The sequence below is a fragment of the Pseudarthrobacter sp. S3 genome, assembly GCF_050156905.1.
Taxonomy (GTDB): Bacteria; Actinomycetota; Actinomycetes; order Actinomycetales; family Micrococcaceae; genus Arthrobacter.
In genome coordinates, this window is the sequence record NZ_CP189583.1 from 1938223 (window position 1) to 1950425 (window position 12203).

The window sequence follows — 12203 nt, forward strand, 5'->3', positions numbered from 1 at the left end:
GACTGTTATGAAGAGTCTGCGTTTGCTCACCGGAGGCGCTGCTGTCGCCCTCACCACGTCCCTCGTCGCCTGCGGCGGTTCCACACCGCCGGCGGAAGTAAACCCGTCCATCGAAAGTGTTGTTGTTGCCGTCGGCGCCCTGCCGGACAGCCTCACGCCGTCGCCTTGGGGAGGCAGCGCTTCGCATGTAGTGCTGAGCGGCCTTGGCTCCCAACTCCTCGAGTACAAGGTCGGAGCCAGCGACGGCAGGACGTGCCCCGAACCATCCACAGAGGTCTCCGGCCGGCTGGCCGAGAGCGCCAAGGCCAGCCCGGACGGTACCGGCGTGGTTGTCACCCTCCGCAAGCTCACCAGCCAGTTCGGGAACGCGCTATCGGCCGAAGACGTCCGATGGAGCTTCGATATCGGTATGAAGCGGCAACCGGTGATGAGGGGAACACTGAAAAGCAGTGGCTTCAATGTGGACGACTTGGTCAAGGTGATCGACGAGCGGACCTTGCAGCTCAACACCACAGGGCTGACCTCCTACACCGAAGAATCCCTGCAGAACAACCTGTTCTACATCCACGACAGCACTGAAGCCAAGAAGCACGTCACGGCGGAAGATCCGACCGCGAATGCCTGGCTTTCGAAGAACCTGGCCGACTACAGCGGCTGGAAGCTTGAAGAATTCACGCCGGGCGCTTCGTTGACGGTGACGGCCGATCCGGTGTGGGAGGGTACGCGCGGGACCGTGAAGCGGGTGGCCGTCAAGGCTGTCCAGAGCACCGCCACCCGCAGCCAGCTGGTTGAAACCGGCGAAGTGCAGGTGGCCAATGGCTTCGAGTACGACCAGTACAAGTCCCTGGAGAAGTCACCGGGTGTCACTGTCCTGAACTGCGCCAGCCAAACCCGGGACACGATGATGATCAACACCAAGACAGGTCCGTTGGCTGACCCCAAGGTCCGTCACGCCGTTTCCATGGCGATCGACCGGGACGCCCTGGTGAAGGGTGCGTATGCCGGTTTCGGTGAACCCGCCGGCTCCATCTTCCCCATGGTTGAGGACTCTGCAATCTACAAGTTCAACAAGGATGAAGCCAAGAAGCTCCTGGCCGAGGCAGGGTACGGCAATGGGTTCCCGATGACGCTGAGCTACAGCACCACCCGCCCGGGCCCGGTGGCCGCCAAGTCGGCAGTCCTGATCCAGTCCATGCTCAAGGACGTCGGCATTGACGTCGAATTGCAGAATGTGGCCAGCTCCACCGACTTCTCCACGGCGCTGATCGACGGCCGGTACCAGGCGGTGCTTTACTCGGAGCCCATCGTGATCGCCGATCCCGCGTTCTACAGCTACGCGTTCTACGGAACCGGCGCCCCGAGCAACAGCACCGGTTGGTCCAACCCTGAGTTCGATAAGGCACGCAGCGAACTTGCCGCGACGCCTGACCAGGAAACAGACAAGCGCTCCACCCTTCTCAAGAAGATGGCAACACTGGTTGACGATGGCTCAGCCATCCTGTCGCTGGTCGAAACCAGGGGAGTGCTGGTTGCGAAGACCGGGCTGACCGGGGCCGTGCCCCTGACCAACGGTCAGATCTACTTCAACGCCCTCGGCCGCTAGGCCGCCAGCAGTCCCGCGTGGTGCCGGCCAGCCGACGTCCTGCCCGGCCGGCACCACTTCACAAAGCACCACCTCACAAAAGGAAAACTTCTCATGATTGAAATCTGCGGAAAGCAGGTCCGGGACACCCTGCAGGAACTGCTCGACCCGGCCACCACCGCCCTCGTGGTGATCGACATGCAGGAAGGTGCCGTGTACGCCGGCGGCGCGATCGGCGACTCCGGCCACGACCTGTCCATGATGCCCGACGTTGCCAAGCGATGCGGAAGCGCCATTGAATCGGCCCGGAAGAACGGAGTGCCCATCTTCCACATCCGTGTGGAAAACCTACCCGACGGCGCCAGCTCACCTGCTGCGTGGCTGCGGGCTCTGTACACGGCCGCGAATGGCCGGCCTATTGACCTTGGCAGGCTCAGCCTCAAAGGCGATCCGGCGACGGAGTTCTGCGCCGAGTGTATGCCCGAGGAAGGCGAGGTCATCATCACCAAGCGCCGACCCAGCGCGTTCGTGGGCACGGAACTGGCGCTCCTCCTGCGGAGCCAGGGCATCGAATCCGTTGCCCTGGTTGGCGTTTCCACCGGCGGATGCGTCGAGGCCACGTTGCGGGACGCCGTCCACAACGACTTCTACGCCGTGCTGATCGAGGACGCCGTGGGCGCCTACGACACAGTCGTCCACGATGCTGCGCTGACTGTGATGAGGGCCCGCCACGATGTCTGCACGCTGGACGACGCTATCGCCGTCTGGGACTCGGCCAGCGCCTCCTAGGCAGGCCAACGAAGCAAACCGGAACAAAGGGAAGGAGAAGTCGTTGAATCCACACACAGCCCAGGCAGCGGTCGCCGTCAACGGCGTCCACAGCCTCATCGGAGACCGCGTCCATCGCCTGGGGGCGGACATCACCCTTAACGAACAGGTCAGCTGGTGCCCGCCCGGCGTCCGCGTCACCCAGCCCGTCAATTGCTACCTCATCAAAGGAAGCGGCGGCTCGGTGCTCGTGGACACCGGCATCCGGCTCCACGAGGCGGAGATCATCCGGCAGCTGGAATCGCTGCTCAAACCAGGGGAACGGCTTACCGTCGTTCTCACGCGGACGGAGATGGAATGCTGCCTGAACCTACCCGCCATCGAGGCGCGGTTCGACGTCGAATCCGTCTGGTACACCGGCGGAATCACGGTCCCAAGGACCTCGGCGACGCCCCGGCGCATCATGGTCAACCCGGGAACGTCGCTTGCAGTGGAGGTCATGGCAGGACTGACACTGGAGTTTGTGTCACCGCTGATGCGGCTCCTGCCGACGTTATGGATCTTCGATCCCGTCTCCGGCGCGCTCCTGACCTCGGATGCCTTCACGCATGGCTCGTACGGCAGCTCGAACGCGGCGGCCGGTTTGCACAAGTTCCAGTGGTTTGCCCAGGCCGATACGCAAGGCATTTCGAGGGATGTTGAACAGGTCATCCGCGAACGTCAGGTGAAGGCCATCGGACCAGGCTACGGCGAACCGTTTGTTGGGACGGGCGAATGCGCAGCGGAGGCCGCAGCCTTGGCCGCGGCCATCCGGAAAGCAGGCCTCCAATGAGTCCCGACCCCCGCGGCGTGGAGCCCCCCAAGGGCCGCGTCCTCGCCGACGGCGTCCACTGGCTGGGCGGCTGCCTGTCGGCCAACGCCGAAGGCCAGGAAGTCCACTACCACGTCTCCTCGTATCTGGTGATCGGCTCCGAAGCGTCGATCCTGGTGGATACGGGAGATCCCGCACACCGGGAAACGGTCCTGGCGCAGCTGGACCATGCGCTGGGAGGACGGACTCTGGACTACGTCTTCCCGACGCATCCGGAAATCCCGCACGCAGGCAACCTCCCGGTCTTGCTGGCCAAGTACCCCTCGGCTGTTGTTGTGGGCGATGTCCGTGATTACGCCCTTCATTTTCCCGAATACAGGGACCGGCTGAGATCCAGGGCCGCGGGCGAGGCGCTGGATCTCGGCGACAGGGAGTTCCGCTTCTTTCCGGCTTACATCCGTGACTTGGAGAACACGCTCTGGGGCTATGACTCAGGCGCGCGGATCATGTTCGTCTCCGACGGTTTTTCCTACATCCACGACATTCCCGCCCCGGACGAGGATGACGAGCCCGTACACCTGCCAGGGCAGTGCCGCTTGCTCTCCAGCGAGATGCCGGAGCCGCCCTCGGTGGAACAGGCCGCCTACGGAACCGGCCGTGCGCTCTACTGGACCAAATTTGTCGACGTCAGCACGGCCTTCCAGTGCATCGAAGAGACCCTGGAGTCCTATCCTGCCGTGCTGATCGGGCCCGCCCACGGAAACGTCATTGACGACGTCGACAGCATGCTCAAGACGTCGCTGGCCGCCCACCGGAAAGTCTACGAGGGGCAGGCGTTGTAAAGTGAAATCTCATCAATATAATGAACAGGCAAGGAGAAGCCAATGCGGGACCTGATTGGATATGGGGAGAACCCTCCGATTGTCACGTGGCCGCACGGCGCGAAGGTTGCAGTCTCCGTGGTGCTGAACTACGAGGAAGGCGCCGAGAGTTCCATCGAAGCCGGCGACGAGCGGGACGAGGACGTCTCGATCTTCGGTGGCTGGTCCGCCGATCCCTCTCGGCGCAGCCTGATGAAGGAGTCCTTCTTCGAGTACGGCAGCCGCGTGGGCATCTGGCGCTACCTCGGGATGCTGCGCGAGTACAACGTCCAGGCAACGGTCATGGCCTGCGGTGCCGCCCTTGAACGGAATCCGGACGCCGCCCTGGCCATGATTCGGGACGGCCACGAGATCTGCGCCCACGGCTACAAGTGGCGCGGAACGGTGGGAATGGGCCCCGAGGAGGAGCGGCAGGAGATCCGCAAGTCCCTGGCCGCCGTCGAGGCCGTTTCCGGTGTGAGGCCGGTGGGCTGGTACGTCCGCGAGGGCATCACGGAGAACACCCGGACCATCCTGGCTGAGGAAGGCGTGCTGTACGACTCGAATTCCTACGCCGACGACCTTCCGTACTACGTGCAGGCAGGCCCGCACCGCCATCTGGTGGTTCCCTATTCGGGCGACACCAACGATGCCCGGTTCTGGGGCAACGGCAGCCTGGGCACCGGAGAGGACTTCTTCAACGTTTTGAAGGACTCCCTCGACTGCCTCCTCATCGAAGGCGAAACCGTGCCGAAGATGATGTCCGTGGGGCTGCACCTGAGGATCGGCGGCCGGCCCAGCGTCGCCCAGGGCGTGCGCCGCTTCCTCGAATACGCCCTTGCCCAGTCCGGGGTTTGGTTCGCCACCCGCGAGGACATCGCCCGGTGGTGGATGGACCACCCGCCTGTGCAGGGCGACACCATCGTCGCCGAGGCCGCCTTCGAAGGCGCGGCATGATGCGCCCCGGCGACGGCGGGACGGCCACGGTGGATATCGGCCGCCTGGTGCACAACGTCCACGAGCAAGGCTTCACGCCCCTGGACAAGGTTGGACTCAAGGGACAACGCGACCAGGGCCTGGTCAGCACGCTCATCTCCAGGGACCTCAGCGGTTCAGATGATTTATGCGTCAGCTGGGGAAGGATCCTGCCCGGCCAGCACCACCTGTGCCACCACCATCCTGACGCGTCCGAGTTCTACGTCGTCCTCAGCGGGGCACCCATCGTCCACCTCGGCGACACCACCTACCGGGCAAAACCCGGCGACGGCATTTACATCCCCCGGGGAACCACCCATGGACTCACAAACGACGGCGACGAGAACGTGGAGCTCATTGTGGGGGTCAGCAAGCCCGCGGACTGGCAATTCGTCCCTGACGAGTGACCAGCCTTTCAGGCACCAGATCGCTGTTCATTTCCGCGCCATCCGAATGAGGAACCTCCCATGACCCAGGAACCAGCCGCCGCCCTTGAACGCAGCGTCGGCATCATCACCGCAGATCCCACGCCCACCTTGTTGGCCCTCCTTGCCCACGCCACCATTGACTTCTTGGTCCTCGACGCCGAGCAGACCGGGATCACCGTTCAGCAATGCAGCGATGTGGTGCAGCGCCTGGCCGGCTCCGGGGTGAAGGTGGCGGTGCGCGTGCCCGACCTGGACAGGAACACGCTGGTGGCTTTCGCCAACACCGGTGTGGCGGAGATCGTGCTGCCGCAGGTACGGACGGTGGACGAACTGGAACGCGCCTACGAAGCCACGCGGTACGCTCCTGCGGGATCGCGTCCGCGGCAGGTGACGCCGGCCTCGGCCTTCGGCATGGACTACTCCTTTGCTCCCGTAATCACGGTGTTGTTCGAGACGGCCGAGGCCGTGGAGCGCGTCAAGGAATTCGTGGGCAGCGAGGCGTTCGGCGGGGGCTGGGTGGGCCCGACCGATCTGGCTGCCGACCTGCTTCGCCACGGAGATGAGCGGCCGGAGGCCTTGCAGGAAGCCGTCCAGCGCGTGGTGGACGTGGTTGCCGGTGCCAGCCGCAGTATCGGACTCCCGGCACCCGGAATGGCCGCCGCAGCGGGTGTTTTCGAGCGCGGAGCCGACCGCTGTGCCGTCTATTGGGAGAAGGAACTCGCCTCCATGTTGACTGGCTACACCGAACTGCGGGCCGCGTGAGCGCCATCGGCAGAGGCGGAACGCCCGTCGAATCCAGGCCATTCAAAAAACCACCAACGCCAAATTTTCTTCGATATACTGACGCAAAACCAAGGACTAATGAAGGAGTCGTTGTGGAAGGCACAGACACAGCCAGCAGCGAAGCAACCGAGTCCCTGGAACGCGACTTCTGGATCGCCCATCTCGGCGCGATGATCAAAGAGCAGCGCCTCGGACGGTTCACCGTGGAGGAGCTCGCCGAACGTGCAGGTGTCAGCGCGGGTCTCATCAGCCAGATCGAGCGGGGAATCGGCAACCCGTCCTTTGCCACGCTCCTGCGCCTGGCAAACTCCCTCGAACTGCCGCTGGCCAGCATGTTTACTGATCCCAACGAAGGGCAGAACCACATGCTGGTCCGCCGGGCAGACCGGCGCCGCATCGAAATCCCCTCGCAAGGCATCATCATGGAGCTGATCGTTCCCGATTCGGAGCGCAAGCTGGGGGTCATCAACATGACCATTCCCGCCAACTTCGACGGCTCCCATGTTCCGCACTCCCATGAGGGCGAGGAGTGCGTCATCCTCCAATCGGGCACACTGGTGGCGACCATTGGCGGCCAGGACTTTACGTTGGAAGCCGGCGACAGCCTGACCTATGACGCTTCCCTGCCGCATTGGTGGAGCAACCACACGACTTCGGCCGCAGTCATGCTCGCGATCTCCACGCCACCGTCCCTCGGCAAGGCGCACTGAACGTGGGCGTTCCCGGGCCGGGGACACGGCTGGGGATTCTTGTCCCATCGAGCAACTCGAATGCGGAGACGCTCACTGCGGCGATCCTTGCGGGGCAGCCGGACCTGGGCGTCCACTACAGCCGGTTCCGCCTTCCGCCGAGCCTTGATGACACGGTGGACCTGAGCGTTCTCGGGGAAGCCCCGGCATTGCTGAACGACGCCGATCTGCAGGCTATTGCGTTCCACGGCACCTCTGGTTCGTGGACGGGGATCACCAGCGACCGGGCACTCTGTGCCGAACTCGAAGCGGTGTGCGGCGGCGTGCCGGCGACTACGGCCTCCGTGGCCGTCGTGGAGGCCCTCGCCGCGTTAACGGCAACGCGCGTCGGCGTCGTCTTTCCCGGTCCGCGCGCCATCGCCTTACGGATACAGCGGGAATACGCCAACCACGGCATCGACGTGCAGGCCGTTTCGGTTCCAGAGGTGGCAATGAGCAACCCTGAGATCGCCCGTTTGGACACCGCCGCCATCGGCGCCATGATGCGGCCCGCATTCGCGGACGGCCTCGATGCTGTGGTGTGTGTCGGCACCAACCTGCGCTCGGGCTATCTGGTGGAGGGTTTCGAGGAGGAGTTCGGCATCGCTGTTGTCGATAGTGCCATCGCTACCTTATGGCATGTGCTTAACCTGGCCGGCGTTTCACGCCAGATCCCCGGTTGGGGTGCGCTGCTCGCAGCGCACTAGCCTGACGACGCCGATGACCCGTCCGCCGTCGTCTGGTCCGTCGTCGTGGTCTGTAACCAGGCGTTCACAATCTCTTCGCGCGTCGCGAACCAGGCTGCTTTGCCGTGCGCATGGTCAAGGAAGCGGTCAAGGGCGACGGCGTACGCCGGCCTTCCGATGAGCCGCGGGTGCAGTCCGACGCTCATCACGGAGGGCCCGCTGCGGGGGTCATCGAGCAGCAGGTCCAGGGCCGCGATCAGGTGGTTGCCAAACGATGCTGCCGTGGGGAACTGCCTGAACAGACCGGAATCGTTGGTGTCTCCCGCGTAGGGCAGGACCGGGAGCTTCGGGTTTGCCGGACCGGACCCCCAATGCGGCAGGTCGTCATTGAAACTGTTGGACTCGTAGGTGAATCCGTTCTCGGCGAGCACCCTGCGTGTACCGGGCTTGAGTCCATCCCGCGAATACCAGCTGGTGGGGGTCTGGCCCGTGCTGGCCTCGATCGCGTCGCGGGAGGCGACAATGAGGCGTTCCTCAGCATCGTCGTCGAGGTCCGTGTGGGTGTCCCACTGGTGGCCGTGGTCGGCAATTTCGTGTCCGTCGCGGACCAGTGCCGTGGCGATGGGCGGGTTCAGCTGCAGGGCTATGGCGCAGCAGAAGGCGGTGGCCCGGATGTCGTGTTTACGCAGGATCCGCAGCAATCGCCACATGCCGGCACGGGCACCATACTCGAAGGCCGATTCCAGGGTGAGGTTCCGGGCGGCTGAGGCAGGAGCCGGAATCCAGTGCGCACCCAGGTCATTGGCGCTATCGCCGCGGGGGATACTGCGCTCGGCGCCCTCCTCAACATTGATGACCAGGGAAACGGCCACACGCGCGTCGCCTGGCCAGCGGAAATCGGGAGGTGTTTCGCCATATCCGACGAAATCCCGATGCGTCTGTGGCTCTGCCATCATGTTCTCCGTTCGGGGGTTCCGACGCCGCATCGTTGCGGCTATAGTGAAGCAAACTTCGATATGATGAAACTAGCCGAGAGGGGAGCGAATGTCCACGCTCATTCGCGGAGGCACCGTTGTCACGGGCTCCGGGGACACCGTCATCGAGGCCGGTGCAGTGGTCATCCGCGACGGCCGCATTGCGGACGTCCTGGACCGCTGGGGTGCGGACCGGGAGTTTGCCGGCGACGTCATCGACGCGTCGGGCTGCGTGGTGATGCCGGGCCTCATCAACGGCCATACCCACGGAGTGACCCCCGGCGCCCTGTTCCCCAGTGCGGCACCGGCACTGTCCGCGGAGCGCTGGAGGGGCAACCTGGACAGGCACCTTCTGGCCGGAACCACCACCGTCCTTAATCTCTGTGGCTTCGCGTCCATGGAGGATGTTCGCGAGGCCGACCGCCGGCACGCCGTGCATGTGCGGGGCGCAACGACGCACCTGCCGCAGTGCCTGCAGGCAGCGGCCATGGCAGACGGCCAGGGACTGACGGCCGAGGCCCGTGAACTCACCGTTGAGCGGATGCTCGACGACGGTGCTGTCGCCATCGGGGAGCTGGGCGGAGGCCAGACACTGGGCGGAGGAGGCCAGGATCTCGTCTACATCCCCGCAGCCATCCATAAGGCCGCCGGGATCCGCATCACCATCGCCCAGGCCCGGTGCATCAAGGAAGCAGTGCTGGGCCGGTTCATCGATGCCGGCGCGCTCAACCTGACTGCCCTCGCCGAGGCGGCCAGAGAGGCTGGACTCGCGGAAGCCCTCACCGCCACTCAACTCGCCAAGATCGTCACGGACTCCGTGATGCCCTCGTTCGTCCCGGCCATCGAGGGGATCAGAGAAGGAGTCCACGCAGCGGCCAAGTTCTGCGTGCCGGCCATCGTGCACAGCGCCTCCGCCACCGCCGGTGTCCTGCGGGAGCTCATGCTCCAGCTGGACGGCAACGGGGCCACCGTGATTGCCGCCCACGCAAACCACCCCTCCCACACGCCCGACGAGGCCTACCAGCTGGCCGTCCTGGGCCGGAAAACGGGCTGGCCGGCCGAGGCATCGGTGTTCGACCTCCTGCACCGCAAGCACACCGTCACCACGCGCGAACACTGGGACCTGCTGCTCCGGGAACCGGGCCTCATCTCGGTCATCGGCACCGATTACGGGCACGACGGCGACCACGACGAGCTGATCTCCGCCGTCCAGGACATCGCGGCCCACGGACACCGCTCCCTCGCGGGTGCCGTCGCCATGGCAAGCTCGACGGTTGCGGACCTCATCCCGGGCATCGCCCCCGGAAGCGGACGGCTCAAGGCAGGCCGCGTCGCGGACGTGGTTGTCGCCCGAATGGAGGACTTTCGCGATGTGCGGACTGTCCTGGTTGACGGCGTCAGCGTGGTCCGGGACGGACAGCTCACCCCGGAGGCCCACCGATGAACCAACCATTGGGCCGTGACCCAGCATTGAGCAGCGAACAGCTGATGGTCATTCGCGAACTGGTGGGTGAGGTGATCGCGCGGGAGGACCTGCCGGCGCTGGAAGCCGCGTACCGGGACTTCCGGGCAGGGATGGATGAACTGCAGTCATCCTTCGAGCACCTGACCCGACCATCGGATCAGGCCGGCGCAGCGCACCCGGCGGTGGAACCGTGACCGAACCATGGGGGCTGGGCATCGCCGAAGCGGCGGGCCGCATCCGACGGCGGGAGCTGTCGGCGGTTGAACTTCTCGACTCCGTCCTGAACCGGCTCCAGGACACTGAAGGCTACGCCCACGCCTGGGCCTTCGTGGACGAGCGAGGGGCCCGCGCAGCAGCCACTCTGGCCGACGGCCAGGCCGCCAGGGGGCAGCTCGGCGGCGCCCTCCACGGGATTCCCCTGGGCGTAAAGGATGTCATCGATGTCCACCGGATGCCCACCGAAGGCGGCTCGGACAGCCTGCGGGGCAACATCGCCAAGGACGACGCCGGCGTCGTACGTCAACTCCGTGCCAGCGGTGCTGTGATCCTTGGCAAACTTCAAACGCATGAGTTCGCCTTCGGGCAGGGGACGCCACCATCACGTAACCCCTGGGATCCTGAGCGGTACGCAGGAGGATCCAGCGTTGGATCCGGAGTCGCCGTCGCCGTCGGAAGCATTCCCGGGGCCCTTGGCACGGACACCGGAGGCTCGGTTCGAAACCCCGCCGCCGTCAACGGCTTGGTGGGGCTCAAGCCAAGCGCCGGCATCGTGTCGTGCGCCGGGGTCCTGCACGTCAGCCACACGATGGATCACGTGGGACCGATCACCCGGAGCGTCGAAGATTGCGCGGCACTCCTTGACGGCATGGTGGAACCCCAGGCACTCACCCGGCTCGGAGGGCCGGTGTCCGCCCGGATTCGGGACGTTCCAGTTCCCGTGAGGCTTGGCGTCGACCGTCGGATGTGGTCTGAATGGGGGGTCGCCCCCGAAGTCATGGCCGTCGTGGAAAATGCCCTCTCCGTACTTGCGGACCTGGGGATGGAGATCGTAGAGCTGTCCCTCCCCGAACTGGACGTGGCGCTGCACTCCAGCGTAGCGATTTCCCTGTCGGAAGCGGCCCAGCATCACCGTGAGCGGCTGAAGCGAGCCGCCGGCGCGTATCTGCCCGGTACACGCGTCATGATCGAGACCGGCGCCCTGGCCACCGAGGACGATGTCCGCCTGGCCTGGCAGGTGCGGACCTATCTCCGAACGTACCTGCCGGAAGCCATGGCCCGCGCAGGCGTGGGCGGGCTGGTTTCGCCCACCCTCCCGGCGATCGCACCGCTCGCGTCCTCGATGTCCTCGGAACTCACTGGATCCACAGGCCAGGACTCGTTGGCTGCCGCCCTGCGCATGCTTTCCGCTGCGAACCTCACCGGAATGCCCGGCGTCAGTGTGCCCTGCGGCTTTGTCAGCGGGCAGCCCGTTGGAATGCACATCATGGGTCCTGAACACTCCGATGCGACGGTGCTCGCGATCGCCTATGCCTACGAGCGAACCACGCCGTGGTGGACGCAGGTCCCGGTGCACGAGTTGCCGACCGCGTCCCACTTGGGCTTTGGGGGTAACGCAGCAAATGGAAAGAGCCTGGACACCGCCGCAACCGCGGCTTCATGGAATCCGGCCTGAATTTGGGGCAATAAGCCGAAGGAAATCGGGCAAAAAGAGAAGTGTGGACAATGTCCACACTTAGGGTTTCGGATCGGGCCGTACATCGGCCGGACTGGGTCGGATTGGGGATGTTTTCAGGAGTTCCCAGTGTTTGCAGGGGCTGGAGTCCGGTTCAAGTCCCACCTCGGGCACGTGTTTAACTGTTCAGGGGCTTGTGGGCCTCTGAGTGTGGACAAACTGTTCACTTATTGACCCCCGATCGGATTTTCCGGGGGTGTGCGGGGTTCCGGAGTTCCTTTTCGGTTATGTGGGGGAGCGGCTCACGACAGGGTCCTGGTCCCGCCTGTACGGCCTTCTTCTGGGAGTTGATCTTCGTTCGTCCTTCCTTCCCTTTGGTCCTCGACTTCACTACTTCATGGCGGCTGGGGCCGGATACAACATGACCTGCTGACTATTTGTGGTGCCTGGATCGAGGTGGCGGCCAGTTCC

General features: G+C 64.8%; 13 protein-coding genes. 12 read left to right on the forward strand and 1 reads right to left on the reverse strand.

Features of this window, described 5'->3' with window-relative positions:
* The first annotated feature begins 7 nt into the window (after positions 1–7).
* The 9 genes from ACQCSV_RS09305 (at position 8) to ACQCSV_RS09345 (ending at position 7642) form a co-directional block, all read left to right on the forward strand.
* Positions 8–1603 carry an ABC transporter substrate-binding protein gene (locus ACQCSV_RS09305; protein WP_354154246.1) on the forward strand — a complete coding sequence of 532 codons (1596 nt, stop codon included), beginning with the start codon at positions 8–10 and terminating at the stop codon, positions 1601–1603.
* A 93-nt stretch (positions 1604–1696) separates the two neighbouring features.
* Entirely contained in the window at positions 1697–2371 is a 675-nt protein-coding gene (locus tag ACQCSV_RS09310; protein ID WP_354154245.1) for an isochorismatase family cysteine hydrolase, read from the forward strand.
* A 43-nt stretch (positions 2372–2414) separates the two neighbouring features.
* A complete protein-coding gene (locus ACQCSV_RS09315; RefSeq protein ID WP_354154244.1) occupies positions 2415–3182 on the forward strand; it encodes an MBL fold metallo-hydrolase in 768 nt (255 codons plus the stop codon).
* Entirely contained in the window at positions 3179–4003 is an 825-nt protein-coding gene (locus tag ACQCSV_RS09320) for an MBL fold metallo-hydrolase (protein ID WP_354154243.1), read from the forward strand. Before ACQCSV_RS09315 ends, ACQCSV_RS09320 begins: the two co-directional genes overlap by 4 nt.
* A 42-nt stretch (positions 4004–4045) precedes the next feature.
* A complete protein-coding gene (locus ACQCSV_RS09325) occupies positions 4046–4978 on the forward strand; it encodes a polysaccharide deacetylase family protein (protein ID WP_354154242.1) in 933 nt (310 codons plus the stop codon).
* On the forward strand, positions 4975–5403 hold the full coding sequence (locus ACQCSV_RS09330; RefSeq protein WP_354154241.1) for a cupin domain-containing protein: 429 nt from the start codon (positions 4975–4977) through the stop codon (positions 5401–5403). The genes ACQCSV_RS09325 and ACQCSV_RS09330 overlap by 4 nt, the downstream gene beginning before the upstream one ends.
* A 60-nt stretch (positions 5404–5463) precedes the next feature.
* Positions 5464–6186 (forward strand): aldolase/citrate lyase family protein, encoded by a 723-nt coding sequence (locus tag ACQCSV_RS09335; protein WP_354165927.1) that lies wholly within the window; start codon positions 5464–5466, stop codon positions 6184–6186.
* Positions 6187–6299: 113 nt separating this feature from the next.
* Entirely contained in the window at positions 6300–6917 is a 618-nt protein-coding gene (locus tag ACQCSV_RS09340; RefSeq protein WP_354154239.1) for a cupin domain-containing protein, read from the forward strand.
* Between the two features lie 2 nt (positions 6918–6919).
* Positions 6920–7642 (forward strand): hypothetical protein, encoded by a 723-nt coding sequence (locus tag ACQCSV_RS09345; protein ID WP_354154238.1) that lies wholly within the window; start codon positions 6920–6922, stop codon positions 7640–7642.
* Here ACQCSV_RS09345 and ACQCSV_RS09350 read toward each other — a convergent pair.
* Entirely contained in the window at positions 7639–8577 is a 939-nt protein-coding gene (locus tag ACQCSV_RS09350; protein WP_426939492.1) for a polysaccharide deacetylase family protein, read from the reverse strand. The genes ACQCSV_RS09345 and ACQCSV_RS09350 overlap by 4 nt on opposite strands.
* Before the next feature lie 88 nt (positions 8578–8665).
* Between ACQCSV_RS09350 and ACQCSV_RS09355 the strand changes: the two genes are divergently transcribed.
* The 3 genes from ACQCSV_RS09355 to ACQCSV_RS09365 are packed head-to-tail and all read left to right on the forward strand — an operon-like array spanning position 8666 to position 11732.
* A complete protein-coding gene (locus ACQCSV_RS09355) occupies positions 8666–10039 on the forward strand; it encodes an amidohydrolase family protein (protein WP_354165930.1) in 1374 nt (457 codons plus the stop codon).
* Complete coding sequence (locus ACQCSV_RS09360) at positions 10036–10254, forward strand: hypothetical protein (protein ID WP_354154235.1); 219 nt, start codon at positions 10036–10038, stop codon at positions 10252–10254. The genes ACQCSV_RS09355 and ACQCSV_RS09360 overlap by 4 nt, the downstream gene beginning before the upstream one ends.
* Positions 10251–11732 carry an amidase gene (locus ACQCSV_RS09365; protein ID WP_354154234.1) on the forward strand — a complete coding sequence of 494 codons (1482 nt, stop codon included), beginning with the start codon at positions 10251–10253 and terminating at the stop codon, positions 11730–11732. The genes ACQCSV_RS09360 and ACQCSV_RS09365 overlap by 4 nt, the downstream gene beginning before the upstream one ends.
* Positions 11733–12203: the final 471 nt, after the last annotated feature.